At 38.0% G+C, this 26,086-nt stretch carries 24 protein-coding genes; 19 read left to right on the top strand and 5 right to left on the bottom strand.

Translation table 11 applies throughout. The features are described 5' to 3' along the window. Window positions 1–53: 53 nt before the first annotated feature. Window positions 54–899, bottom strand: coding sequence for an NADPH-dependent 7-cyano-7-deazaguanine reductase QueF (gene queF / locus DK861_RS09630; RefSeq protein WP_006535921.1), 846 nt, complete (start codon window positions 897–899; stop codon window positions 54–56). A gap of 156 nt (window positions 900–1,055) precedes the next feature. Here queF and syd point away from each other — a divergent pair, with 156 nt between their 5' ends. The 6 genes from syd to DK861_RS09600 all read left to right on the top strand — a co-directional run bounded on the left by syd (window position 1,056) and on the right by DK861_RS09600 (window position 7,126). Further along, window positions 1,056–1,607, top strand: a complete 552-nt coding sequence (syd, locus tag DK861_RS09625) for a SecY-interacting protein (RefSeq protein ID WP_109399948.1) — start codon at window positions 1,056–1,058, stop codon at window positions 1,605–1,607. Window positions 1,608–2,072: 465 nt separating this feature from the next. Next, entirely contained in the window at window positions 2,073–2,396 is a 324-nt protein-coding gene (locus DK861_RS09620; protein ID WP_109399947.1) for a YqcC family protein, read from the top strand. Between the two features lie 8 nt (window positions 2,397–2,404). Beyond that, window positions 2,405–3,169, top strand: coding sequence for a tRNA pseudouridine(65) synthase TruC (gene truC, locus DK861_RS09615; RefSeq protein ID WP_109399946.1), 765 nt, complete (start codon window positions 2,405–2,407; stop codon window positions 3,167–3,169). 301 nt (window positions 3,170–3,470) lie between these two features. Next, window positions 3,471–4,916: a PTS glucose transporter subunit IIBC gene (gene ptsG, locus DK861_RS09610; RefSeq protein ID WP_109399945.1), complete on the top strand. Its 1,446-nt coding sequence runs from the start codon at window positions 3,471–3,473 to the stop codon at window positions 4,914–4,916. A gap of 156 nt (window positions 4,917–5,072) precedes the next feature. Continuing rightward, the gene (locus DK861_RS09605) at window positions 5,073–6,590 is read left to right on the top strand and encodes a hypothetical protein (protein ID WP_109399944.1); all 1,518 of its coding nucleotides are present in this window, start codon (window positions 5,073–5,075) and stop codon (window positions 6,588–6,590) included. 92 nt (window positions 6,591–6,682) lie between these two features. Continuing rightward, on the top strand, window positions 6,683–7,126 hold the full coding sequence (locus tag DK861_RS09600) for a flavodoxin (protein WP_006535911.1): 444 nt from the start codon (window positions 6,683–6,685) through the stop codon (window positions 7,124–7,126). Between the two features lie 145 nt (window positions 7,127–7,271). Here the strand turns inward: DK861_RS09600 and DK861_RS09595 are convergent, their stop codons facing one another. From DK861_RS09595 to map, 4 genes are all read right to left on the bottom strand, one after another. Beyond that, window positions 7,272–7,658: a DUF3461 family protein gene (locus tag DK861_RS09595; RefSeq protein WP_006535910.1), complete on the bottom strand. Its 387-nt coding sequence runs from the start codon at window positions 7,656–7,658 to the stop codon at window positions 7,272–7,274. A 70-nt stretch (window positions 7,659–7,728) separates the two neighbouring features. Next, complete coding sequence (gene dapD, locus DK861_RS09590) at window positions 7,729–8,553, bottom strand: 2,3,4,5-tetrahydropyridine-2,6-dicarboxylate N-succinyltransferase (RefSeq protein WP_109399943.1); 825 nt, start codon at window positions 8,551–8,553, stop codon at window positions 7,729–7,731. A 34-nt stretch (window positions 8,554–8,587) separates the two neighbouring features. Beyond that, window positions 8,588–11,233, bottom strand: coding sequence for a bifunctional uridylyltransferase/uridylyl-removing protein GlnD (gene glnD / locus DK861_RS09585; protein ID WP_109399942.1), 2,646 nt, complete (start codon window positions 11,231–11,233; stop codon window positions 8,588–8,590). A gap of 157 nt (window positions 11,234–11,390) precedes the next feature. After that, window positions 11,391–12,188, bottom strand: a complete 798-nt coding sequence (gene map, locus DK861_RS09580) for a type I methionyl aminopeptidase (RefSeq protein ID WP_109399941.1) — start codon at window positions 12,186–12,188, stop codon at window positions 11,391–11,393. Window positions 12,189–12,786: 598 nt separating this feature from the next. On the opposite strand from map, the gene rpsB reads away from it, so the two are divergent. The 13 genes from rpsB to lpxA all read left to right on the top strand — a co-directional run bounded on the left by rpsB (window position 12,787) and on the right by lpxA (window position 26,083). Next, window positions 12,787–13,512 (top strand): 30S ribosomal protein S2, encoded by a 726-nt coding sequence (gene rpsB / locus DK861_RS09575; protein ID WP_023582712.1) that lies wholly within the window; start codon window positions 12,787–12,789, stop codon window positions 13,510–13,512. 135 nt (window positions 13,513–13,647) lie between these two features. Next, a complete protein-coding gene (tsf, locus tag DK861_RS09570; RefSeq protein ID WP_109399940.1) occupies window positions 13,648–14,499 on the top strand; it encodes a translation elongation factor Ts in 852 nt (283 codons plus the stop codon). Window positions 14,500–14,635: 136 nt separating this feature from the next. Beyond that, window positions 14,636–15,364, top strand: a complete 729-nt coding sequence (gene pyrH / locus DK861_RS09565; RefSeq protein ID WP_006535902.1) for a UMP kinase — start codon at window positions 14,636–14,638, stop codon at window positions 15,362–15,364. A 112-nt stretch (window positions 15,365–15,476) separates the two neighbouring features. Then, entirely contained in the window at window positions 15,477–16,034 is a 558-nt protein-coding gene (gene frr, locus DK861_RS09560; protein ID WP_036913811.1) for a ribosome recycling factor, read from the top strand. Between the two features lie 192 nt (window positions 16,035–16,226). Next, complete coding sequence (gene ispC / locus DK861_RS09555; protein WP_109399939.1) at window positions 16,227–17,420, top strand: 1-deoxy-D-xylulose-5-phosphate reductoisomerase; 1,194 nt, start codon at window positions 16,227–16,229, stop codon at window positions 17,418–17,420. A gap of 226 nt (window positions 17,421–17,646) precedes the next feature. Then, a complete protein-coding gene (gene ispU / locus DK861_RS09550; protein ID WP_109399938.1) occupies window positions 17,647–18,405 on the top strand; it encodes a (2E,6E)-farnesyl-diphosphate-specific ditrans,polycis-undecaprenyl-diphosphate synthase in 759 nt (252 codons plus the stop codon). Window position 18,406: 1 nt separating this feature from the next. Further along, window positions 18,407–19,270, top strand: coding sequence for a phosphatidate cytidylyltransferase (gene cdsA, locus DK861_RS09545; protein ID WP_109399937.1), 864 nt, complete (start codon window positions 18,407–18,409; stop codon window positions 19,268–19,270). 9 nt (window positions 19,271–19,279) lie between these two features. Beyond that, window positions 19,280–20,632: a sigma E protease regulator RseP gene (rseP, locus tag DK861_RS09540; protein ID WP_109399936.1), complete on the top strand. Its 1,353-nt coding sequence runs from the start codon at window positions 19,280–19,282 to the stop codon at window positions 20,630–20,632. A 39-nt stretch (window positions 20,633–20,671) separates the two neighbouring features. Further along, window positions 20,672–23,077: an outer membrane protein assembly factor BamA gene (gene bamA / locus DK861_RS09535; protein WP_109399935.1), complete on the top strand. Its 2,406-nt coding sequence runs from the start codon at window positions 20,672–20,674 to the stop codon at window positions 23,075–23,077. Window positions 23,078–23,169: 92 nt separating this feature from the next. After that, window positions 23,170–23,667 carry an OmpH family outer membrane protein gene (locus tag DK861_RS09530; protein ID WP_036934019.1) on the top strand — a complete coding sequence of 166 codons (498 nt, stop codon included), beginning with the start codon at window positions 23,170–23,172 and terminating at the stop codon, window positions 23,665–23,667. Between the two features lie 3 nt (window positions 23,668–23,670). After that, window positions 23,671–24,699 (top strand): UDP-3-O-(3-hydroxymyristoyl)glucosamine N-acyltransferase, encoded by a 1,029-nt coding sequence (lpxD, locus tag DK861_RS09525; protein WP_006535888.1) that lies wholly within the window; start codon window positions 23,671–23,673, stop codon window positions 24,697–24,699. 124 nt (window positions 24,700–24,823) lie between these two features. Further along, window positions 24,824–25,276, top strand: a complete 453-nt coding sequence (gene fabZ, locus DK861_RS09520; RefSeq protein ID WP_006535887.1) for a 3-hydroxyacyl-ACP dehydratase FabZ — start codon at window positions 24,824–24,826, stop codon at window positions 25,274–25,276. Between the two features lie 3 nt (window positions 25,277–25,279). Beyond that, window positions 25,280–26,083, top strand: coding sequence for an acyl-ACP--UDP-N-acetylglucosamine O-acyltransferase (gene lpxA, locus DK861_RS09515; RefSeq protein ID WP_006535886.1), 804 nt, complete (start codon window positions 25,280–25,282; stop codon window positions 26,081–26,083). The last annotated feature ends 3 nt before the right edge of the window (window positions 26,084–26,086 follow it).

Here is a 26,086-nt window from a genome sequence, read left to right as displayed (position 1 = left end):
GCAACTGATCTTGGTATAACACAGATCATATTAACATACAGGCATTATTCCTATTATTGTCTGGCTAATCGACTGATTTTTGGAACAAACTCACAATTACTACGCCAAGGATTGATATCTAATCCACCACGTCGCGTATATCTCGCATAAACAGTTAATGTTTCTGGCGTACATAATTGCATGATATCGTGAAAAATTCGTTCAACACACTGTTCATGAAATTCATTGTGTTGCCTAAATGAAACTAAATAGCGTAGTAGTTTTTCACGGTTAATCTTTTTACCCTTATATTGAATAGCGACTGATCCCCAATCTGGTTGATTGGTAATAAGGCAATTGGATTTTAACAGATGGCTGACAAGGGTTTCTTCAACCAGTGTATCGGTTGTCGATTCGTTTAACCATTGGACATCAAACTGATAATTATCAATTTCGATATCTTGTTCATCAATACACTCTCCAGCAAAATCGACAATAGGTTGTGATGTAAAATGCGAAAGTGGATAGATAGTCAAATTAACTTTGCCTTTAGCACAAGTTGTTAAATCGTTAAGTAAGGTTTTTTCGACGATATCCCAACTTTCAAAGCGAGTTTGATTAAAACTATTGAGATATAATTTAAAACTTTTAGATTCAATAAGATTTTCAGTGGTTGCGTCTAATTCAACATGACCAATAGCAACTTGTGGTAAGCCTTTGCTATTAAGCCATGAGAGCTCATACATAGTCCAAATATCACCACCATGAAAAGGTAAATTTTCAGCAGTTAAAGAGAGTGAATCTCGATTTAGGCTACGTGGTACACCTTGCAATAATCCGGCATCATATTGATCATGATATTGAGTCTCTTTGCCGAGAGATAATGCTTCAAGAGATTTATCACCTTGATATAAAGACATAATTTACATCCTAACTTTAGCTGAAAATAAAAGAAGGTTAATTATACTATTGAAACATCAATAGTATATGAATGCTTTATTTTTGATGCTCTGAATTAGTGTCATAATCAGGTAATATAAAGGGAATTCTTATTTAAATAGATAAAACAGATAATCATGACTGAAAACATCTCCTCTGAATTAAAAGCCTTTACGCAAAAGTATGTTGATTTGTGGCAAAAAAAATCAGGTTTACCTCCTGCAAGTGAAGATCTTTATGGTGTTCCTTCTATTTGTATATCAAGAACAGGTGATGAGGTTGTTTACTGGTTACCGCAACCTTTTGTAGGAATAGATAAACTAGAAAAAATTGAAAAAGCGATGGGGATTATTATTCGTCCTGAATTGCATGATTACTTTACCACTCAGTATGCTGGTGATATGCAGGTTCGTTTTAGAGATATAGATTTCAGCTTGATCCAAGTGTGGAGCGAAGAGGATTTTATTCGCTTACAAGAAAACATTATTGGTCATTTGGTGACTCAAAAGCGTTTAAAACTTACACCCACATTGTTTATTGGCACTACAGATTCAGAAAATGAAATAATTTCCGTGTGTAATGTTTCCGGTGAAGTCATTCTTGAAACTTTCGGTAAAAAGAAAAGAGAAGTTTTAGCTGAAAATTTATCTCTCTTTTTATCGGAATTAGTCGCTGTATATAATGAGTGATGTAGTCTATAAGCCTTTTTTCTTGTGAGATATATCTTACAAAAAAAAGCATGTGTTTTTTATTAAAAAACGCCACTAATAAAAATAAAATTGATTTATTTAAGTAGAGCAATAAGTTATTAACTTATTGTCTTTATTTATAGTTATAGCTCTTTAATTACTTTTATTTTGTGGGTTGTTTAACTAATCAATTATTGGCATTCTACGTCCACCAACTAAGGGACTGTTTGGTGACCGATAAAATATAGAGTAATCAAGGACACAGGAAATAGGATATTTCCATTAATGTTGATACGGACGTAATCTCAAGGATAGATAAAAACGGTCTTGCTTGGACGCATGTGTTGTACAGACAACTATTTTTCTTGTCTAAAAGGGGTTTCGGCTCCTTTTATTTTTTATTTGTTTTCTGCTATTCCATCCCAATGTTATCCTTATTCGTAAGTTTTATATAAGGAATAAATGATGACACCAGAACAACGCATTTTAGCTAAATTGCTCTTGATTGAAGAAGAGATGAAGAATATTGAGCTATGGCAATTAGAATCTCCGACTGAACAAGCATTTGAAAGTGTTGAGCCTTTCTGTATTGATACAATGAGTGCTCATGAATGGTTACAGTGGGTATTAATTCCAAAATTGTCATCGATGATTGAAAATGAAATGCCATTACCGAATGCATTTGCAATCGCACCTTATTACGAAGAAGCATTTAAAGAAGATAAGAGTCGAGATGTTACTGATTTACTCAATCATTTGCGTGAACTTGACGCAATGTTTAAATCATAAGGCCGACAATGCTAGATATTATTTATCAAGATGAATATCTTGTTGCGGTGAATAAACCTGCGGGCTGGCTTGTTCACCGTAGTTGGTTAGATAGACATGAAACAGTGTTTGTAATGCAGACACTAAGAGATCAAATAGGGCAACATGTTTTCCCCGTGCATCGTCTAGATAGACCTACATCAGGTGTTCTATTGATGGCGCTTTCTTCTGATGTCGCAAGGGCGCTATCTCAATCTTTTGAACAACATAAAACAGAAAAAATTTACCATGCCGTTGTCAGAGGGTATGTTGAAGAAGCGCTAGTGATTGATAGCCCTTTAGTGGAGGAGTTAGATAAAATTGCAGACAAATTTGCAACTCAACCACCACAAATTCAAGAATGTGTAACACATTGCCAGCCATTAGGAACTGTTGAAAAAGAGGTTGCAATTGGGCGCTATCCTACATCTCGATTTAGTTTATTAGAATTGCGTCCTGAAACAGGTCGTAAGCATCAATTACGTCGCCATATGTCTCATATTCGCCATCCAATTATTGGTGATACCGCTCATGGTGATTTACGTCAAAACCGTGGAGTTGTAAATTATTTTCAATCTCATCGCTTGATGTTACATGCAAGTCATCTAAACTTAATTCATCCAATCACATTGCAACCACTTAACTTAACAGCTAAATGGGATCTGCCTTGGCAACACCTTATTAATCAATTTGGTTGGCGTGGATTAAGACCTGAATTAGAGCAGTATGGTGAAGATTTAGCTCATCATTTTTAATTCCTTTCTTATTTTCAATATTACTTTCAATATGTGACTATCAAGACTTTTTCACTTAAGTCTTGATAGTTTGCGCGAATTTATAATCTATTTTAACTATTTGTAAAATAGATTATTTTATTAATTGATCTGAGCACATGTTTGAAACGTGACAGCTATCATGTATTCATTAAGCGATTTATTTTATGATGTAAAATAAATAAGGCTTATCATTAGATAAGTTTATGAAATAAAACCCACACTACTTTAAACAAATAAAAACTTACAACATATAAAAACCCACATTCCGGGAGTCTGCTTGATGTTTAAAAACCTATTTGTTGTTTTACAAAAAATCGGAAAGTCCTTGATGTTACCGGTATCTGTGCTGCCTATTGCCGGTATTTTATTAGGGGTTGGTTCCGCTGATCTTTCATGGATCCCTTCTTCTGTTTCTCAAGTTATGGCAGAAGCTGGTGGTTCGGTTTTCTCTAATATGCCACTTATTTTTGCGATTGGTGTTGCGTTAGGATTTACCAATAATGATGGGGTATCAGCACTGGCCTCTGTTGTGGCTTATGGCATTATGTCAAAAACTATGCTTGTAGTAGCCCCTTGGGTATTAGGTTTATCACCTGATAGTGTTGAAATACAACGTTTAACTGATACGGGGGTACTCGGTGGTATCATTGCGGGTATTATTGCTGCATCAATGTTTAACCGTTTTTATCGTATTAAACTTCCTGAGTATTTAGGTTTCTTTGCAGGTAAACGCTTTGTCCCTATTATTTCTGGTCTGATTGCGATTTTTGTGGGTATTCTTCTATCCTTTATTTGGCCACCTATCGGTACAGCAATTCAACGCTTTTCTGAGTGGGCTGCCTATCAAAACCCAGCAGTTGCTTTTGGTATTTACGGTGTTGTAGAGCGTGCATTAGTGCCATTTGGTTTGCACCACATCTGGAACGTACCGTTCCAAATGCAAGTGGGTGAATATGTAAATAGTGCAGGACAAGTATTCCACGGTGATATTCCTCGCTATATGGCAGGAGACCCTACTGCGGGTATGTTGTCAGGTGGCTTTTTATTTAAGATGTTTGGTTTGCCTGCAGCAGCTATTGCGATATGGCATTCAGCTCGTCCTGAGAATCGTGTAAAAGTGGGTGGTATCATGATTTCTGCGGCATTAACTGCCTTCTTAACAGGGATCACAGAACCTATCGAATTCTCATTTATGTTTGTCGCACCTATTCTTTATGTTATTCACGCCATTTTAGCGGGTCTAGCATTTGTGATTTGTATTCTGTTAGGTATGCGTGATGGGACGAGTTTCTCTCATGGCTTAATTGACTTTATCGTATTAAGCGGTAACAGCAGTAAGCTGTACCTGTTCCCAATTATTGGCATACTTTATGCGATAACTTATTACTCTATTTTCCGTTTCTTAATCGTGAAACTAAACCTGAAAACTCCAGGTCGCGAAGTTGAAGATAAAAATGCAAAACAAGCTGATAAGAGTGCAATGGGGCAATCTTTAGTCGCTGCGTTTGGTGGTAAAGACAATATCAGTAGCTTAGATGCTTGTATTACTCGTTTACGTATTGGCGTTAAAGAAATTGAAAAAGTCGATCGTGATGAGTTGAAAAGATTAGGTGCTGCTGGTGTTGTGGTTGTTGGCTCGGGTATTCAAGCGATATTTGGCCCTAAATCAGATAATCTAAAAACCGAAATGGATGAATATATAAGGTCTTTGGATACTACTGAATAATAAATAGTACTTTTTAACTAAAAACACGCTTAAATTTACTATTGAGCGTGTTTTTTTATATCATAGTGTACGTGAAATAAACTCTTTTTTGAAATTATTATCTGCTATTCAATAGTATTATGCTTGTAATATTATAATTGAATAAGAGTAATGATAATGGTAGTATATTTCAATAAGTTAGCAAGTTTTTTACCTGAAAATTATAAAAGAGAGAATGCAGTATTTTTACTAGCTGAAAAAATAGCTAATTGTTCAAACTCATTACCTAATGATAGTTTTTTTATTTTAAAAAATGAAATTAATAACGTTTATGTTGATAAGAATTTTCTCACTGAAATAGAAACTGAATTAACTGATGTAATTAATGAGTATATAAAAGATAATCCTCATTATTTAGATGAAATTAATAAAGCTAATGATAAATGCGGTGGTGTTTTTTTATATAGAGAAAATATTAATTGTCTTACAGTTAGAAACCTTAACTCATTAGATACTGCAAAAAAATTTATTAAAGCTATAATTAAAGAAACAGACTCTTCTTCTCTGAAAGAAAAACTTTTTAATAAAGATAATAATCCAGCTGTTAATTTGTTTTTTGAAAAGACACTTTTTCATAAATTAAATATAAAATCTGTTAGTGATTTAATTAAACAAATAAAAAATAAAACAATAGAGTTAAATCCCGGGTGTGATCTACCTTTTATAATAGGTAAGAAAGAATATATGTTTGTTAAGTTAGGAAATATAAAATCTCCTAATAATCAAGTTGATTTAGGCAATATAGAAGCTGCTAATAAAAAAATTGAATTAGGAAATAAAGACGATAATAAATTCTTAAATGAAGAAAAGATTAAATTTGAGCTTACTAGATTTGAAATATTATTTAACTTTCTTAATGAAAATATTAATAAATTATATGATGTAATAAATAAATATGATGAATGTGTAAGTCTTAATAATGCTAATAGTACCTTTAATTTTATTAAGGATGATGGTTCACTTGAAAGTTTGTATAAAATCATTAATGAAAAAGATGATGGTGAATATATAAGAAAATGCTTAGATACTTATAGTAAATTTAATGAAACACATAGATCACTTAATATTTTTTATCAAGATTGTATTAATTTCTTTAAAGAAGGAAATTTAGAAGAAATTGATATTAATAAATTAGTAGAAATGACGGAAAAGGTGAAGTTTAATACAGATTCTATAAGAATGGAGTTGAAATCACGAGAGCATTTTTATAGTGAGTGTGAAGAGTATGAAAATAAAATAATGGATGCTGCTTCTAGTTTTATAAAAAAAGGAAAAAATCCCTCTTGTTCTTTAATGACATTAATTAAATTAAAAACAGATAAATGCGAAGATTTATTGAAGAGTTTTATTAGAAGAGAAGAAACTGGTTTTTTATCTAGAGTCTATAAATTTTTCTTTCCTAAGAAGCATAATGATTCCATTAAACTGTTAAATAAAAATCTAGATAAAGTGAGGGAAATATTAATTTATATTAATTTATATGATGCTGATTCGAGTCATTCTTTTTTAAAGAATAATATTATTAATATAATAACTACCACATTATCTGAAATAGAAATTCCTAGAACTTTATTAAATTATTTATATGGTGAAAATAAAAAATGGGATAACTTTAAACGTTCTCTATTTAATTAGTTGATAATTTAATTTTCTTGAGAATAAAACTGAATTCTTATATGTTATCTGAGGTTATCGATATTTTTACAATATAAATTGGATAAAGCATTATGGCTAAAATCGGCATTTTTGTAGGTACAGTTTATGGTAATGCATTAGCAGTAGCTGAAGAGGCGCAGCGTATTTTGCTTGAGCATAAACATCAAGCAAATATTTATGAAGAGGGCACACTTGCTGATTGGGAAAAATATTCAACAGTGCTTGTAATAACATCAAGCACTGGACAAGGTGATTTACCCGATACCATTGCACCTTTATTTCATGAACTGCGTGATAATGTAGGATATCAGCCAAATCTAAGTTATGGCTTGATTGCCTTAGGTGATAGTAGTTATGACTCTTTTTGTGGTGCAGGAATGCAATTTGATGAGTTGTTACAAGAGCACCAAGCAAAACGTATCGGCGAAATATTAAAGATAGATGGTATGGATGTCGCGGAGCCAGAAGTATTTGCAATTGATTGGCTTGAAAATTGGGTTAACCTATTAGATTAATTAGAAAATAATCTAATCTTTAATTAGTTGATAAAATAATGAGTTCTATCCTGTATTTAAAACACCGCTTGTTTCTGTTTTATACAGTAACTAAGCGGTATTTTTCTATAAAACTGACATAAATAATAGCTAAAAGGGTTTGTTATTAACGGCGAGTCAGTTTTTCTAAGTCAGCTTCAATTTCAGCAATTTTATTTGCAACAACATGTTCAAGGTGACGTAAGTCGTCTAGGATTTTATGTTTTAAATCGACTTCTACTTGATCTTGTTGACAAATTTGATCTAATTCTTCAATAACATAACGTAAGTTAGTATTGATTTCATTGACTTCTTTAAAGCCTTGTCCTGATTGACCATCTGAAATTGTTTTACGTTGGCGTGGATATTTAAACTTTACGCTTTTTGCAAAGAATTCACCTTTATCTTTGCGAAAATAGATTTTTAAAATATCGTTATTAGCTTCTTGGCGTAGGGTGTAGCGGTCAATATCTTCAGGATGCGGGATCCCTAAATTTTTTAAATTATCGTACATATATTGGCACCTGATAGAAAGATGAGTGAAAGAATAGCGAACAGAATTAATTCTATCCGCTGTTCTTATATTAGTCGATAGTTCTTAACAATTCATTAATACCAACTTTTCCACGCGTTTTTGCGTCAACTTTTTTCACGATCACGGCACAGTAAAGGCTGTAGCTTCCATCTTTAGAGGGTAAATTGCCCGACACAACAACAGAGCCCGCAGGGACTCGGCCATAATGCACTTCGCCTGTTTCTCGGTCATAAATCTTGGTACTTTGACCAATATAAACCCCCATTGAAATAACGGCACCTTCTTCAACAATAACACCCTCAACAATTTCAGAGCGAGCACCGATAAAGCAGTTATCTTCAATAATGGTTGGGTTTGCTTGTAGTGGTTCTAAAACACCACCAATTCCTACACCACCAGAGAGGTGAACATTTTTACCGATTTGAGCACATGAACCTACCGTTGCCCATGTATCAACCATGCTACCTTCATCAACGTAAGCACCAATATTGACATATGATGGCATTAAAACAGTGTTACGAGCGATATAAGCCCCTTGTCTAACAGCTGCAGGAGGAACAACACGAAAACCTTCTGTTTCAAAACGTGCTTGGTCATAATCAGCGAATTTCATCGGCACTTTGTCAAAATAACGGCTTTCACTGCCATCAATGACTTGATTATGGTTGATGCGAAAAGAGAGCAGAACGGCTTTTTTTAACCATTGATGAGTCACCCACTGACCGTTAATTTTTTCCGCGACACGCAGTTTCCCGCTGTCTAGCAGTGCAATAACGCTATTAATGGCATCACGAATATGAGGCTCAACGTTGTTTGGAGTGAGATCAGCACGATGTTCGAAGGCGTTATCAATAATAGATTGTAATGCTTGCATTAATAGTATTTCCTATATGTATTGTCGTGGGTTCCTATATTTTATCCTTTGAAACTAGGGCTTTTGTCAACCTTTCTACGACTTCATCCTTCATTTTTTGGTTTAATGCTTTATTTTCGCTATCGGTTAATACGAAGAAATCCTCAACACGTTCGCCTATTGTGGTTATTCTGGCACCATGTAATGAAAGTGAAAGATCAGCAAAAACTTTACCAATAATGGCTAATAATCCTGGGCGATCTCGTGCAAATAGTTCCATATAGGTGCGCTTATTATGGTTAGATGCAATAAAGTTAATTTTAGTCGGAACGTCAAAATGGCGTAATTTGGCAGGTAATGAGCGTGTTTTTGCATTAGCGTTATAAGGAGCAGATACAACTTGGATCAGCGCGTTGCGGATCGCATTATATCGATCAATCGCCAGAGGTTTGCCATTAGGTTCTAACACAATAAAAGTATCCATAGCCATATTATCGCGGTTAGTAAAAATTTGAGCGTTATGGATACTTAAATTACGCCTATCTAATTCACCTGCAACAGATGCAAAAAGAGAAGGTCTATCAGCACACCAAATAAAAATCTCAGTACCACCATGTTCAGTTTGTTGACTGATTAATACCATGGGATCAGCACTATTATGCTCAATTAACGCAAGTGCATGCCATGCTATTTGTTCTGGTGTATGCCGTAAAAAATAGTCGGCATGACAGCGTCCCCAAATTATTTGTAGTTTATCTTCATCAACCTGTTCCATTCGTAAAATAGTTAGTGCTTGCAAACGATGATTACGAATACGCTCACGTAAATCGGGAATAGAGTGCATACCTTGGCGTAACTGGTTTTCTGTTGATAGAAAAAGTTCACGTAATAGGCTCTGTTTCCAGCTATTCCATAGACTGCTGTTGGTTGCACAGATATCCGCAACGGTTAAGCACAAAAGATAACGCAATCGACTTTCATTTTTTACTTCTGATGCAAACTGAAAAATAATGTCAGGATCTTGAATATCACGTCGTTGCGCTGTAACAGACATAAGTAAGTGGTTACCAACAAGCCATTCAACTAAGGCTGATTCTCTCTGATTTAAACCATGTTGCTGAGCAAAATGCGCAACGTCTTGAGCGCCTAATATGGAGTGATCGCCATGGCGACCTTTGGCTATATCATGAAAAAGTGCAGCTAAACGTAGTAATTCAAGTTGAGGAAGTTTGGGATAAATATCAACACAAAGCGGATGTTGTTCGTGGTTTTCATAAGAACCAAAACTTTCAAGTTTTTGTAAAACACGAATAGTATGTTCATCAACGGTATAGGCATGGAATAAATCAAACTGCATTTGGCCTACAATATTATTCCATTGCGGGAAATAAGCCGCCAGTACACTGTGTTTATGCATTGGAACAAATGCACCAGAAACTGCATGAGGATGGCGCAAGATCTGCATAAAAACTTGGCGTGCTAGTGGGTACTCACACAACGGCTGGACTAAATGACGACGCGCATAACGCAAATGGCGTAGTGTTGTAGAATAAATTCCCGTGATCTCTTTATGTTCTGCCATACGCAAAAATAGGCGCATAATGGCGATAGGATCATCAAGAAAACAGCTCTCATCGATAACATCAATGAGAGAGCCTCTTAGCTGGAATTCATTATCTAAAGGTCGTGGTTTTACATTAGGTTGCAGAGCAAGAATAGCTTCGTCAAAAAGTTGAAGTAACATATCATTTAACTCGCTGACACGACGAGTTACGCGATAGTAATCCTTCATCATCTTTTCAACCGGCTGATTGCCTTCACCTTCATAATTTAAAAGTTGAGCAACGTTGAGTTGTCTATCAAATAATAGGCGATTGTCATAGCGAGAAAGCACAAGATGGAGAGCAAAACGAATTTTCCATAGTGTGTATTGGCACTCTAATAGCTCTTGTCCTTCTGCTGGCGTTAAAAAGCCAAAGTTGACCATTTCAGAAACTGATGCAGCACCAAAATGGCGATGCGCTACCCAAATTAGAGTGTGAATATCGCGCAGTCCACCAGGGCTACTTTTGATATCTGGTTCTAAGTTATAGCTGGTACTATGAAATCGTTGATGTCTCTGTTTTTGTTCTTCTATTTTAGCTGCAAAAAAATCGGGTGATGGCCAAAATCCTTGGCTGAAAATATGATTAATTAACTGTTGATAAAGTGATTGATTACCACAAACAAGGCGAGCTTCTAGCAAATTTGTCGCTACCGTTAAATCAGAGAGACCTTCTAAAAGACACTCTTCCATTGTTCTAACACTGACACCGATTTCAAGGCGCACATCCCAAAGTAAGGTAATTAATTTACTGATTTTGTCGGCTATTTCTGGTGATAAAGGTGAATCACTTAAAAACAGAAGGTCGATATCAGACAGGGGGTGTAACTCTTGCCTACCATAACCACCAACAGCAATAATACTAAGGTCAGGATAATCAGATAATTGAGTATAACGCCATAATTGCGTTAAGAGTTGGTCAATGAAATGGCTACGGGCTTGAAGTAATAAAGCTACATCAACATCATGATGAAAAGCATCTGTTAACCATGATTGAAATTGTTCGATTGATTGCTTAAGTTCAGCACAATTTTGGGTATTTTCTGTCAGCAAAAAAGGGGAAGGGGGCGGTGTTTGAAATGCGTTTTTATTAGTCATTGTTCGTCTTCTTTCTCAATGTTTGCTTATGACATTAAGACTAATGTTAAAACGATAACCTGACTAGTTATTCTGCTGTTTCATAGCAAATAAAATAAAAAAAGCGACACATCTCGAAGAAATATGTCGCTTTTACATTTCTAGCTCAAAAAGAAGCTTATGCGTTGACTAATACCGCCGAAATAAACGGTTCTTCTTCTTTGCGTAATGTCATAATTTCACAACCATCATCAGTAACGACTAATGTATGTTCGTATTGTGCTGACCAACCTCTGTCTTTAGTTTTAACAGTCCAGCCATCTTTCATAGTACGAATACGGTAATCACCTGTGTTTACCATTGGCTCGATGGTAAATGCCATGCCTTTTTGTAACACAACACCGCTATCATCTGCATCGTAGTGTAAAACTTGAGGCTCTTCATGGAATCCTTCACCAATACCATGACCACAATATTCTCGAACAACAGAATAGTCATGACCTTCAACAAACTTTTGAATTGCTTTGCCAAGTTCACGTAAGCGAATACCTGGTTTAACCATTTTAATAGCAAGGTAGAGGCTTTCTTGGGTGATACGACATAAACGTTCACCTTGTATTGTTGGTTTACCTACGATAAACATTTTTGAAGTATCGCCATGAAAACCATCTTTAATGACAGTGACATCAATATTAACGATATCGCCATCTTTAAGGATTTTTTCTTCGCTAGGAATACCGTGGCAAATAACATCGTTAACCGAAATACAGACTGATTTAGGGAAACCATGGTAGTTAAGACAAGCAGGAATAGCCTGTTGTGCGTTAACAATATGATCATGACAAATACGGTCTAATTCAGCGGTGTTTACGCCTGGTTTTACGAAAGGTGCGATAATTTCAAGAACTTCTGCCGCAAGACGACCTGCGACGCGCATTTTTTGAATATCTTCTTCTGTCTTGATTACAATAGCCATTTGAGTTCTTCGTCTAGATTAAAAGCTACAATACGAACTAGATAACACATTTTTTTGTATTCTTATGTTGTATTGTAGGTTGAATGAATGATGATAAGAAATAATTCTGATTACCATTTATGATATCAGCAGAAAGTAAGTGTGCCAATAAAGAGGATGAGTGCAATCTGTCTGATATCGCGAATAATCACGAACATTACGCCTTCTGAATCTGATTGTCTTTACATATTGCGCTTTTCTCTTTGGCATTTTGTATAGAGAATTGATATTAGAGTAATATTCATAGCAGTCACTTCAATAATCTCTTTTTCCTCCGTTTAGTATCGCCAATTTTATGTCAAATACGCCGTTATCAAACACAAGTAATAGTGGTTTCTTAAGGTTATTTATGGTATAAAGCGCGCCGGAGTTCTGTTATTGCATCATATCCAGAGCATAACAGTAAATCTGAACATTCAATTGTGTTAATTACACACACAAATCGGCACATAACGCCGGGGTGCTCTTATGTGAAGGTTTTAGCCTTTACAGCTGATGAGTCGGTCGTATGGGATTTGTGGACGAAATAACCCCAAATTTAAATTTATAGAGGTCTAAAATGGCAACTGTTTCAATGCGCGATATGCTGCAAGCCGGTGTTCACTTCGGTCACCAAACTCGTTACTGGAATCCAAAAATGAAACCATTCATCTTTGGTGCGCGTAACAAAGTTCATATCATTAACTTGGAAAAAACTGTTCCAATGTTCAATGAAGCTCTGGTTGAACTGAACAAAATTGCTTCTCGTAAAGGCAAAATCCTGTTTGTTGGTACTAAGCGCTCTGCCGTTGAAGCTGTTAAAGAAGCAGCAGAAAGCTGTGACCAGTTTTATGTAAATCACCGTTGGTTAGGCGGTATGCTGACTAACTGGAAAACTGTTCGTCAGTCAATCAAACGCCTGAAAGATTTAGAATCACAATCTCAGGACGGTACTTTTGACAAACTGACCAAGAAAGAAGCGTTAATGCGTTCTCGTGAACTTGGTAAGTTAGAAAACAGCCTGGGTGGTATCAAAGACATGGGCGGTTTACCTGACGCTCTGTTTGTTATCGATGCTGAACACGAACACATTGCTATCAAAGAAGCAAACAACCTGGGTATTCCAGTATTTGCTATCGTTGATACTAACTCTGATCCAGATGGTATCGACTTCATTATCCCTGGTAATGATGATGCAATCCGTGCGGTTAAATTATATCTGACTGCTGCAGCTACAGCTGTTCGTGAAGGTCGTTCTCAAGATCTGGCTGTTCAGGCTGAAGAAGGCTTAGTCGAAGCTGAATAATAAGGCATGCTCGTAAGAGCCCTTATTTAACCAGGTATTGCTATATATTGGTTAGGGGGCCTCAATAGGCCCCCTTTACACATCTGCTATGAGAACATCTATGGCTAGTCCATAGAAAAGTCGAGGAAGAAACAAATGTCTGGAATTACCGCTGCATTGGTAAAAGAACTGCGTGAACGTACTGGCGCAGGCATGATGGAATGTAAAAAAGCGCTGGTTGAAGCTAATGGTGATATCGAATTAGCAATCGACAACATGCGTAAATCAGGTCAAGCAAAAGCGGCTAAAAAAGCAGGTCGTGTTGCTGCTGAAGGTATCATCCTTGCAGAAGTTGCTGCTGATGGTAAATTCGGTGCGCTGGTTGAACTGAACTGTGAAACAGACTTCGTTGCTAAAGATGCTGGTTTCATCGCTTTCGGTAAAGAAGTTATGGCTGCAGTATTAGCAGACAAAACTGATGATATCGATGCTCTGAAAGCTAAATTCGAAGAAGCACGTACTGCATTAGTTGCTAAAATCGGTGAAAACATCAACATTCGTCGTGTTGCTGTATTAGAAGCTGAAGAATTAGGTACTTACCTACACGGAGCTCGCATCGGTGTTTTAGTTTCGGCTAAAGGCGCTAACGAAGAACTGATCAAACACATTGCTATGCACATTGCTGCAAGCAAACCAGAATATGTTCGTCCTGAAGATGTTCCTGCTGATGTTGTTGAGCATGAGCACCAAATTCAGATGGACATCGCAATGCAATCAGGTAAACCACGCGAAATCGCAGAAAAAATGGTTATCGGTCGCATGAACAAATTCACCGGTGAGATTTCTCTGACTGGTCAGCATTTCGTAATGGAACCAAGCAAAACTGTTGGTGAACTGCTGAAAGAAAACAATGCTGATGTTGTTAACTTCGTTCGTTTCGAAGTTGGTGAAGGTATTGAGAAAGTTGAAGCTGATTTCGCAGCAGAAGTTGCTGCAATGAGCAAATAATAACGCTTAGCGTTAACAGAGCCGCCTAATGGCGGTTCTGTTTTGTTGTAATCTCCACTGGCTGTTTGCTTTTTTTTGTTAAAAAGAGAAGCTATCTAAAACCTCCAATTAACTAATCTGCTTAGGACAGAACACCATGGCTACCAATGCAAAACCTGTATATCAGCGAATTTTATTAAAGCTGAGTGGCGAAGCCCTGCAAGGCGCAGAAGGTTTCGGTATCGATGCGAGCGTACTTGATCGCATGGCTCAGGAAATCAAAGAACTCGTTGAATTAGGTATACAAGTCGGTGTCGTAATTGGCGGTGGTAACTTGTTCCGTGGCGCGGGTCTTGCTGCGGCAGGTATGAACCGTGTTGTGGGTGACCACATGGGAATGCTCGCGACAGTAATGAATGGTTTAGCAATGCGTGATTCATTGCATCGTGCTTATGTAAATGCACGCCTTATGTCTGCATTTCCACTGAATGGTGTCTGCGATAACTACAGTTGGGCAGAAGCAATTAGCTTATTACGCCACGGTCGAGTCGTTATTTTCTCGGCTGGTACGGGTAACCCATTCTTTACTACCGATTCAGCTGCGTGTTTACGCGGTATTGAAATTGAAGCTGACGTTGTATTAAAAGCAACGAAAGTGGATGGCGTTTATTCTGCTGATCCAACCAAAGATCCTGATGCAGTACTTTATGAAAAACTGACTTATCAGGATGTATTAGAACGTGAATTGAAAGTCATGGATCTTGCTGCATTCACATTAGCCCGAGATCATAATTTACCTATCCGCGTATTCAATATGAATAAACCGGGTGCATTACGTCGGGTTGTAATGGGTGAAAGTGAAGGAACTTTGATTTCTCACGCTTAATACACAGAGACAACGGTATAATTTGGCGTTAACATCTAGAGTACGCCAATTCATTTATGTCGGTATGATTTCATATCGACTGGAAGATAACCAGTTCCCAAGGGTTTATAACGTGATTAATGAAATCAAAAAAGATGCTCAAGAACGCATGGATAAAAGCGTTGAAGCACTAAAAAGCCAGATTAATAAAGTTCGTACTGGTCGTGCGTCTCCTAGCCTTTTAGATGGCATTGTAGTTGAATACTACGGAGCGCCAACTCCATTAAACCAAGTTGCTAACGTCGTTGCAGAAGATGGCCGTACACTGGCGATCACGGTATTCGATCGTACTTTAGCACCGGCTGTTGAAAAAGCGATTATGGCATCAGATTTAGGTTTAAACCCTTCATCTGCTGGAGCCATTATCCGTGTTCCACTGCCTCCATTAACTGAAGAACGTCGTAAAGACTTAATCAAAGTTGTTCGTGGTGATGCAGAGCAAGGTCGCGTTTCTATTCGTAATATCCGTCGTGATGCTAACGATAAAGTAAAAGCATTACTAAAAGATAAAGAGATTAGCGAAGATGATGAACGACGTTCACAAGATGACATTCAGAAATTAACTGACATGTTCATTAAAAAAATTGATGATGCATTAGCGCTGAAAGAAGCAGAGTTAATGGAATTCTAAATTTTATATCTTTTTTCGATAATGCCGCTTTTTAGCGGCATTATTTTTAATTATTTATTTGAAAATTCGTGCTTAATACCTTCTTTTGTCACATTATTTATTAAAGTTTTTATCTTTAATCCTCATTTACCTTGTCATACTGATATAATTCTCTTTAATTAAAACGTTGTAGACATACTGATTGATTAATAAATGAAACAAATAACTATATTAGGTTCAACAGGATCTATCGGAACTAGTACTCTTTCCGTCATTGAAAATAATCCTGGTGAGTATCAAGTTCTTGCTCTAGTAGCAGGAAAAAATGCAGACAAGATGGCGCAACAGTGCCTTACTTTCCAGCCTAAATACGCTGTGATGTCTGATGAGAACAGTGCAAAACAACTTAAACAGTTACTTTCTAATACATCGTGCAAAACCGAAATTTTATCTGGCTCTCATGCGATCAATGAAATTGCCGCTCTTGATGATGCTGATCAAGTGATGTCTGCGATAACCGGTGTTGCAGGATTAAAACCGACGCTTGCTGCCATTGAAAAAGGCAAAAGAATTCTATTAGCAAATAAAGAATCACTGATAACTAGTGGGCGACTTTTCTTTGATGCGGTTGCTAAATATGGTGCGACAATTTTACCCATTGATAGCGAACATAATGCAATTTATCAAAGCTTACCTAAAACTATTCAAGAAAATCTAGGCCATGCCTCTTTAGCTAACGAAGGTGTGACGAGCATTTTGCTAACGGGTTCTGGCGGGCCATTTCGCTATACACCATTAGAAGAATTGGAAATGATGACACCAGATCAAGCGTGTGCGCATCCAAATTGGTCTATGGGACGTAAAATTTCGGTTGATTCTGCAACGATGATGAATAAAGGGCTTGAGTATATTGAAGCTCGTTATTTCTTTAATGCTTCTGAAGAAGAAATGGAAGTCATTATTCATCCACAATCTGTTATTCATTCAATGGTTCGCTATCGCGATGGCAGTATTATTGCTCAAATTGGTGAACCCGATATGAGAACGCCAATTGCGTACTCAATGGCTTACCCACATCGAACTCAATCTGGTGCAAAAGCATTAGATTTCTTTGAGATTCAATCTCTAGAGTTTATTCGTCCAGACTACCAACGTTACCCTTGTTTAGCGCTAGCTATTGAAGCGTCAAAACGTGGGCAAGCGGCAACAACAGTGTTAAATGCAGCTAATGAAGTGGTGGTTGATGCATTTTTACACGAAAAAGTGAAGTTTACTGATATTGCTAAAATTAATCGTAAAGTTGTTGAACATTTCGACCTATCAGAGCCTCAAAGTATTAATGATGTTCTAGAAATTGATAAATTAGCAAGATTAGAAACTCATCAGATAATCACTCAATTGGTATAATGGTGATTATATTTAATATAGGGTGTTTGTTCGTCTTTCTGGCTAATGGTATAGTTGCCGAATCACTAAAGACAATAATGAAAATTAACAGTTCATTACTAAAGCTATTGCTTTAGCAACTTTGAGGCTTTGCCAAAGGCCGTGGGTGTCACGGTTTTTTTTTGTGCATAGGTTATCCGAAGAGGACTGTCTGTATCAGTATCAGATTAGCAAAGGGTTAAATTGAGTGAACTTATCCAGTGACGATTCATCCGCATCAAAACCAAAGCATGTTGCTATCATTATGGATGGCAATGGACGCTGGGCTAAAAAGCAAGGGAAACTCCGAGTAACGGGGCATCGCGCGGGAATTAAAGCAGTTCGGGATGCGGTTAGCTTTTCCGTAAAACACAAAATTGAATCACTAACGTTATATGCATTCAGTAGCGAAAACTGGAATAGACCAGAGCAGGAAGTGAGTTCTCTCATGGAGTTATTTGTTTTTGCTTTAGATAACGAAGTGAAGAGTCTTCATAAACATAATGTTAAATTGACTGTCATTGGTGATATCAGCCGTTTTAGTCGTCGCTTACAAGACCGAATTAAAAGTTCTGTGGCACTCACTGCGAATAATACAGGACTTAATTTAAATATTGCGGCTAATTATGGCGGTCGATGGGATATCACTCAAAGTGTAAAACAATTATCGACATCCCTCGCAAAAGGGGAAATTAGCCTCGAAGATATTAATGAAAATACAATATCCTCACATCTTTGCTTGCATAATCAGCCTAATGTCGATCTTGTTATTCGTACAGGTGGTGAGCATCGTATAAGTAATTTTCTTATTTGGCAGATTGCTTATGCTGAGCTTTATTTTACACAGGTTTTATGGCCTGATTTTGATGAACAAGTTTTTCAGAATGCACTAGATGCTTTTGCTAAACGGGAAAGACGTTTCGGTGGTACTACATCAGAAACAGATACTATAAATCTGGGAGGATAACTTGCTTAAGTATCGTGTCATCACCGCATTAATTTTAATCCCTATTGTTATTGCTGCACTATTTCTACTTCCTCCCGTAGGTTTTGGATTGGTCATTATCGCAATATCAGGCTTAGCGGGATGGGAATGGGCACAATTTATTGGCTGGCATTCTCAAGGCAAACGTATTGCAACAGGGATCGGCTTTGCTGCATTGTTACTCGTTATGCAGTTTTCTTTACCTAATTTTGACCACCTACTAGATACTCCAATGATAAAAAATGGTTTGTGGGCAGGTTTAATTTGGTGGGTAGCCGCAATTTTATTAGTTGTAAGTTATCCGAATTCAGCCAATATGTGGAAAAATTCAGTTTTTATTAAGTTATTGTTCGGTATATTGACGATTGTTCCTTTTTATTGTGGCATGATGGCGCTACGTATGTTGGGCTATAACACCGACACTTATACTGGTGCATGGTGGTTATTGTATGTCATGTTATTAGTTTGGGCGGCTGATTCTGGCGCTTATGCTTTCGGACGTTTAATGGGTAAACATAAAATGGCGCCTAAAGTATCACCAGGTAAAACCCTCGAAGGGTTAGTTGGTGGCTTGATTACTGCTGGTGTTGCATCGTGGTTGTTTACTTATTTTTCACCAGTGACTGAAGTACCGGACAACTTGTTATTAATATCTGGCGTTGTTGTTATCGTATCGGTATTTGGCGATCTTGCAGAAAGCATGTTTAAACGCGTTTCTGGTATTAAAGACAGTAGCCAATTGATACCGGGGCATGGCGGTGTACTTGATAGAATTGATAGTTTGACTGCGGCTATCCCAGTCTTTGCAGGATTGGTCTTTCTGATTTCTTCTGGCTTTAAACTATAAAGGTAAGTAATGGGTATCCTGTGGAATCTTGCCGCGTTTATTATCGTTTTAGGTATTTTAATTACGGTACATGAGTTTGGGCATTTTTGGGTAGCTAGGCGCTGTGGTATTTATGTCGAGCGTTTTTCTATTGGTTTTGGAAAAGCAATTTGGCGCAAAATAGATAAACATGGCACTGAATTTGTTATCGCATGGATACCCTTGGGTGGCTATGTAAAGATGTTAGATGAAAGAGTCGCTGAGGTTGCACCTGAGCGCCGTCATCTTGCATTTAATAATAAAACAGTTGGTCAACGTGCTGCGGTTGTTGCCGCAGGACCTATTGCTAACTTTTTGTTAGCGATAGTCGCCTATTGGATTGTTTTTATGATAGGTGTGCCTGCATTAAAACCTATAATTGCAGACATTCGTCCGAATTCTATCGCAGAACAAGCAAAATTAACGCCTGAAATGGAACTAAAATCTGTTGCAGGTATCGAAACGCCTGATCAGAATGCAGTTCGTTTAGCATTAGTTAGTAAAATTGGTGCCAAAGAGGTTTCGTTCATTGTTTCAGATCCAAATTCTCTTTCTGAGAGTGAGAATATACTGAATTTACAACAATGGAATTTTGATCCTGAAAAACAAGATCCTATCTTGTCTCTAGGGATAATGCCTGTTGGCGCACGGTTAGACTCAAAGATTATTGACGTTACGAAAGGTTCTGCTGCTGAAAAAGCGGGTTTACAGGCGGGGGATCGTATCGTTAAAGTTGATGGTCAGCCAATTGATGCATGGCATCCATTTACTTATTTTGTTCGACAAAGTCCCAATAAAGTTTTGGCGCTTCTTGTTGAACGTAACGGCTCGTCGTTGATGTTGAATATTACACCGACAGCTGTTGCACTGAAAGATGGCACTGAAGTAGGACAAGTTGGTGCGCAATTGCAAGTATTACCTCCTGATGAGCAATATTTGATAATGCAGCAATACAACCCATTTTCAGCGCTTTATGAAGCATCTGATAAAACATGGCAGTTGATGGGTTTAACTGTCAAAATGATTGGCAAGTTAGTCGTAGGTGACGTCAAATTAACTAACCTTAGTGGGCCTGTTTCTATCGCGAAAGGCGCGGGAATGTCTGCTGACTCTGGTTTTATTTATTATTTGATGTTTATGGCGCTTATTAGTGTCAATTTGGGGATCATTAACTTGTTTCCCCTGCCTGTCTTAGATGGCGGGCACCTGCTTTTCCTGGTTATCGAGAAGATAAAGGGAGGGCCGGTATCTGAGCGTGTACAAGATTTCTGTTATCGTATTGGTATTATGGCACTGATGCTTTTAATGGGACTTGCACTTTTCAATGATTTCTCTCGCTTATAATTGGTAAGCAGAGACCGGTTAGGAAAACACAAAACAACGATGGCGATGAAAAAGTTGCTTATAGCGTCGCTGCTGCTGGGCAGCGCCACTGCATACGGTTCAGACGGATTCGTAGTTCAGGACATTCAATTTGAAGGTCTTCAACGCGTCGCCGTTGGTGCAGCATTACTGAACATGCCGGTTCGGGTTGGAGACTCGGTCGGTAATGATGATATCAGCCGAACTATCCGTTCATTATTTGCGACAGGAAACTTTGATGATGTCCGTGTCCTGCGTGACGGAAATACTCTGATTGTTCAAGTAAAAGAGCGTCCAACTATTGCCAGCATTACTTTCTCTGGTAACAAAGCAATCAAGGAAGAGATGCTAAAACAGAACCTTGATGCTTCTAACATTCGTATTGGTGAAACACTTGACCGTACAATGCTTGCAAATATCGAGAAAGGACTTGAAGATTTCTATTATAGTGTTGGTAAATATAATGCAACGGTAAAGGTGGTTGTTACACCTCTCCCTCGTAACCGTGTTGACTTAAAACTCGTGTTTGCAGAAGGTGTATCAGCAACTATTCAGCAAATCAACATTGTTGGTAATAAAGCGTTTTCTACCGCTGAGCTCGTTAACCGTTTCCAATTACGTGACGATGTGCCTTGGTGGAACTTAGCGGCTGATGAAAAATATCAGAAACAAAAACTGGCGGGTGACTTAGAAACATTAAGAAGTTTTTATCTCGATCGTGGTTACGCGCGTTTTGATATTGAATCAACTAATGTCAGCTTAACGCCAGACAAAAAAGGGATTTACATTACCATTAACCTGAAAGAAGGTGATAAATACACAGTAGAAAATACTGAAGTCAATGGTAATACGGCAGGCTACACTAAACAAATTGAAGAGCTTATCGAAATTGCACCGGGCTCTCTTTATAATGGCGCGCAAGTGACTAAAACAGAAAATGATATTAAAAATCTGTTAGGTCGTTATGGATATGCTTATCCTCGTGTTATGACAAGCCCTGAAATTAATGATGAAAACAAAACCGTGAAACTGCATGTAAACGTAGATGCTGGAAACCGTTTCTATGTTCGCCAAGTACGTTTCGCAGGTAACGATATCACGAAAGACTCTGTTTTACGCCGTGAAATGCGTCAAATGGAAGGTGCATGGTTAGGTAGTGATTTAGTTGAACAAGGTAAAGAGCGTTTAAATCGTTTAGGTTATTTCGAATCGGTTGAAACAGAAACGCAACGTATTCCTGGTTCGCCTGATCAAGTTGATATTGTTTATCGCGTAAAAGAACGTAACACTGGTTCTCTTAACTTTGGTGTCGGTTTCGGTACTGAAAGTGGTGTGAGTTTCCAAGTGGGTGTTACCCAAGATAACTGGTTAGGTACAGGTAATGCAGTTGCGATTAATGCGAGTAAAAATGACTACTCAACTTACGCTGAATTGTCTGTTACAGACCCATACTTTACTGTCAATGGTGTAAGTTTAGGTGGTCGAATTTTCTATAACGACTTCCGCGCTAATGATGCTGATTTATCAGGTTATACCAATAAATCTTATGGTGTAGATGGTACATTAGGCTTCCCAATTAATGAATATAACTCAGCCCGTCTAGGCTTAGGCTATACTCACAATGGTCTGTCACGTATGGAACCTCAGGTTGCGATGTGGCGTTATCTTGAAAGTATGGGTGAAAACCCAGGCTTTGATAAACGTGAATCGTTTAACGCGGATGACTATACTGTCAGTATGGGGTGGACATTTAATAACTTAAACCGCGGTTTCTTCCCAACTTCGGGTGTGAGAAGTAACTTAAGTGGACGTGTGACTGTACCTGGCTCTGATAACAAGTACTACAAAGTGACTTGGGACGGTATGGCGTATTACCCAATCAATGAAAAAGAATCTTGGGTAACTCTGTTTAAAGGCCGTTTAGGCTACGGTGATGGTTTAGGTGGTAAAGAATTACCATTCTATGAAAACTTCTATGCCGGTGGTTCTGGTACCGTTCGTGGTTTCCGTTCAAATAATATCGGTCCTAAAGCGATTTATTTGAAAAAAGTTACAGAAAATGGAAATACGACAATTAATCCTTCATTATCTAGCGATGCGGTCGGTGGTAACGCTATGGCCGTGGCAAGCTTTGAGCTGATCACACCAACGCCATTTGTAGATGATAAATATTCCTCATCAGTTAGAACATCGATGTTTGTTGATGCGGGTACAGTATGGGATACCAATTGGAATAGCACGAACTCTAATTGGACCGCAGGTATGCCTGATTTTGGTAAAGCAAGTAATATACGTGTTTCGACCGGTGTTGCATTACAATGGTTATCTCCTTTAGGTCCGTTAGTATTCTCTTATGCTAAACCAATAAAAGATTACGAAGGCGATAAATCAGAGCAATTCCAGTTTAATATTGGTAGAACGTGGTAGCGATGTAAGTAAAGTTGATGCCTGATTCACAATGCTGAAAAAGGCATCCGATTTCTGACAAAAAATTATTTTTGGTTTTAAGGAGTTTAATCGTGAAAAAATTGTTATGTGCCGCTGCCCTAGGAATGGCATTGACCATGTCAGCAGGTGTTCAAGCCGCAGATAAAGTAGGTGTAGTGAACATCGGTCAAGTTCTCCAACAAATTCCTAACCGTGATGCGGTAGAGAAACAATTGGAAAATGAATTCAAATCACGTGACACTGAATTGCAGAACTTAGGTAAAGCATTACAGACTGCTGTTGAAAAATATCAAAAAGATGCACCAACTATGAATGCAACACAACGTGCAAATACAGAGAAAGATCTGGTTGCTAAACGTGAAGCATATGCACAAAAAGCACAAGCTTTTGAGCAAGACTTTAGCCGCCGTCAAGCTGAAGAACGTAACAAAATCATGAAACGTGTATTAGACGCTGTTGATGCAGTAGCGAAGAAAGAAGGCTATGATGTGATCCTTGATGCTAACACTGTACCTTATTTCGCAGATGGTAAAGATATTACTGCTCAGGTTCAAAAACAGGTTAAATAATAGATGTTTTCAATTCGATTAGCTGATCTTGCTCAGCAGTTGAATGCACAGTTACACGGCGATGGTGATATCACTATCGCCGGTCTTGCTTCAATGAGCCTAGCAAATAGCGAACAAATTACGTTTCTTTCCGATAGCCGCTATCGTGAGAAATTAAGTGAATGTCAGGCAGCGGCTGTTGTATTAACAGAAGCTGATCTTCCATTTTGTCCCGTTGCTGCACTTGTGGTGAAAAACCCGTATCTTGCCTATGCTCAAATGGCACAGATTATGGATACAACACCAAAGCCAGCACAGGATATCCACCCAAGTGCTGTTATTTCTCCTGATGCTAAGTTAGGAAAAAATGTATCAGTGGGTGCAAATGCCGTTATCGAATCAGATGTTATCCTGGGTGATAATGTTGTGATTGGTGCCGGTTGTTTTGTAGGTAAAAAAGCACATATTGGCGAGAATAGCCGTTTATGGGCAAATGTATCTATTTATCATGAAGTTATCATTGGTAAAGATTGTTTGGTTCAATCTGGTACTGTGATTGGTTCAGATGGTTTTGGCTATGCTAATGAACGTGGTAATTGGATCAAAATTCCACAATTAGGTTCTGTTGTTATTGGTGATCGCGTTGAAATTGGTGCATGTACGACAATTGACCGAGGCGCATTAGATAACACAGTTATCGGTAATGGTGTTATCATTGATAACCAGTGCCAAATCGCACATAACGTCATTATTGGTGATAATACCGCTGTTGCTGGTGGTGTCATCATGGCGGGTAGCCTGAAAATAGGCCGCTATTGTATGATTGGTGGAGCAAGTGTTATCAATGGTCACATGGAAATCTGTGATAAAGTCACGGTAACAGGTATGGGCATGGTAATGCGTCCTATCACTGAGCCGGGAGTTTATTCTTCAGGAATTCCGCTACAATCGAATAAAGCATGGCGTAAAACCGCAGCTCTTGTGTTGCGAATTGATGAAATGCAAAAAAGGCTCAAGTCGCTTGAACGCCAAATAGAAAGTAGCGACAAGTAACAATATACGTCATTGACGAAATGTTACCCATTTTGCGACCTGCGGATTAACTCACTTTTTGAGTCACAGCAGGTCGTGTCATTATTAATTAGACTCAGTTTTATTAGACAGGAAGAGTATTGCAATGAGTGAGAATCATACTCTGCAAATCGAAGAAATTTTAGATTTACTTCCACACCGTTACCCATTCTTATTGGTTGATCGTGTCCTTGATTTTGAAGAAAAGAAATTTCTAAGAGCAGTAAAAAATGTATCTTTTAATGAGCCTTTCTTTCAAGGACACTTTCCAGGAAAACCTATTTTCCCAGGCGTATTGATCCTCGAAGCCATGGCTCAGGCAACGGGTATTTTAGCATTCAAAAGCGTAGGAAAGCTGGAACCTGGTGAACTCTACTATTTTGCTGCTATTGACGGTGCTCGCTTTAAACGTCCTGTCTTACCTGGGGATCAAATGATCCTAGAAGTAGAATTCATTAAAGAACGTCGTGGTGTTGCTCGCTTTAAAGGCGTCGCTAAAGTTGATGGGGAAATTGCTTGCGAAGCTGAAATGATGTGTGCTCGCCGCCGTGAGGTCTAGCCTATGATAGATAAATCCGCAGTCATTCACCCTTCCTCAATTATTGAAGAGGGTGCGGTAATCGGTGCTAATGTTCGCATTGGCCCTTTTTGCGTTATTGGTGCAAACGTTGAGATTGGAGAAGGTACTGATATCAAATCTCACGTTGTTATCAATGGGCATACACGTATTGGTCGAGAAAATCAGATTTACCAATTCGCTTCTATCGGTGAAGTTAATCAGGATCTGAAATATCATGGTGAACCAACGCAAGTCATTATTGGTGATCGAAACCTTATTCGTGAAAGCGTGACTATCCACCGTGGAACAACCCAAGGTGGCAATATCACAAAAATAGGTAACGACAACTTACTGATGATTAATACCCACGTCGCACATGATTGTATCATTGGCGATCGTTGTATTATTGCAAATAACGGCACTTTGGGTGGTCACGTCACTTTAGGTGATTTTGTGATTATCGGTGGCATGAGTGCAGTGCATCAGTTTTGCCAAATTGGCTCTCATGTGATGGTCGGTGGATGTTCAGGCGTGGCACAAGATGTTCCTCCTTTTGTTATTGCACAAGGAAACCACGCGACCCCTTATGGACTGAATATTGAAGGGTTAAAGCGCAGAGGTTTTGCTAAAGAAGATCTTCATGCAATTCGTAATGCTTACAAAGTACTTTACCGTAATGGTAAAACACTGGAAGAAGCGCGCGAAGAAATTGGACAATTGGTTGCTGATAATAATAATCCGCATGTCAAACTGTTCAGTGATTTTCTGGAAAACTCAGCAAAATCTAACCGCGGTATCATTCGCTAATTA

Origin of the sequence: Proteus sp. TJ1640 (assembly GCF_003144445.1) — a bacterium.
In the GTDB taxonomy this organism is placed as follows: Bacteria; Pseudomonadota; Gammaproteobacteria; order Enterobacterales; family Enterobacteriaceae; genus Proteus; species Proteus penneri.
This window is presented reverse-complemented; position numbering and strand designations above follow the sequence as displayed.

Bases quoted from the DNA above. Each gene is read 5' to 3' on its own strand.
- truC (WP_109399946.1), top strand. From the start codon at position 2,405: ATGCTAGATATTATTTATCAAGATGAATATCTTGTTGCGGTGAATAAA.
- pyrH (WP_006535902.1), top strand. From the start codon at position 14,636: ATGGCTACCAATGCAAAACCTGTATATCAGCGAATTTTATTAAAGCTG.
- map (WP_109399941.1), bottom strand. From the start codon at position 12,188: ATGGCTATTGTAATCAAGACAGAAGAAGATATTCAAAAAATGCGCGTC.
- bamA (WP_109399935.1), top strand. From the start codon at position 20,672: ATGGCGATGAAAAAGTTGCTTATAGCGTCGCTGCTGCTGGGCAGCGCC.
- lpxD (WP_006535888.1), top strand. From the start codon at position 23,671: ATGTTTTCAATTCGATTAGCTGATCTTGCTCAGCAGTTGAATGCACAG.
- ispC (WP_109399939.1), top strand. From the start codon at position 16,227: ATGAAACAAATAACTATATTAGGTTCAACAGGATCTATCGGAACTAGT.
- syd (WP_109399948.1), top strand. From the start codon at position 1,056: ATGACTGAAAACATCTCCTCTGAATTAAAAGCCTTTACGCAAAAGTAT.
- glnD (WP_109399942.1), bottom strand. From the start codon at position 11,233: ATGACTAATAAAAACGCATTTCAAACACCGCCCCCTTCCCCTTTTTTG.
- fabZ (WP_006535887.1), top strand. From the start codon at position 24,824: ATGAGTGAGAATCATACTCTGCAAATCGAAGAAATTTTAGATTTACTT.
- DK861_RS09605 (WP_109399944.1), top strand. From the start codon at position 5,073: ATGGTAGTATATTTCAATAAGTTAGCAAGTTTTTTACCTGAAAATTAT.
- DK861_RS09620 (WP_109399947.1), top strand. From the start codon at position 2,073: ATGACACCAGAACAACGCATTTTAGCTAAATTGCTCTTGATTGAAGAA.
- rpsB (WP_023582712.1), top strand. From the start codon at position 12,787: ATGGCAACTGTTTCAATGCGCGATATGCTGCAAGCCGGTGTTCACTTC.
- DK861_RS09600 (WP_006535911.1), top strand. From the start codon at position 6,683: ATGGCTAAAATCGGCATTTTTGTAGGTACAGTTTATGGTAATGCATTA.
- tsf (WP_109399940.1), top strand. From the start codon at position 13,648: ATGTCTGGAATTACCGCTGCATTGGTAAAAGAACTGCGTGAACGTACT.
- dapD (WP_109399943.1), bottom strand. From the start codon at position 8,553: ATGCAAGCATTACAATCTATTATTGATAACGCCTTCGAACATCGTGCT.
- lpxA (WP_006535886.1), top strand. From the start codon at position 25,280: ATGATAGATAAATCCGCAGTCATTCACCCTTCCTCAATTATTGAAGAG.
- queF (WP_006535921.1), bottom strand. From the start codon at position 899: ATGTCTTTATATCAAGGTGATAAATCTCTTGAAGCATTATCTCTCGGC.
- DK861_RS09595 (WP_006535910.1), bottom strand. From the start codon at position 7,658: ATGTACGATAATTTAAAAAATTTAGGGATCCCGCATCCTGAAGATATT.
- ptsG (WP_109399945.1), top strand. From the start codon at position 3,471: ATGTTTAAAAACCTATTTGTTGTTTTACAAAAAATCGGAAAGTCCTTG.
- rseP (WP_109399936.1), top strand. From the start codon at position 19,280: ATGGGTATCCTGTGGAATCTTGCCGCGTTTATTATCGTTTTAGGTATT.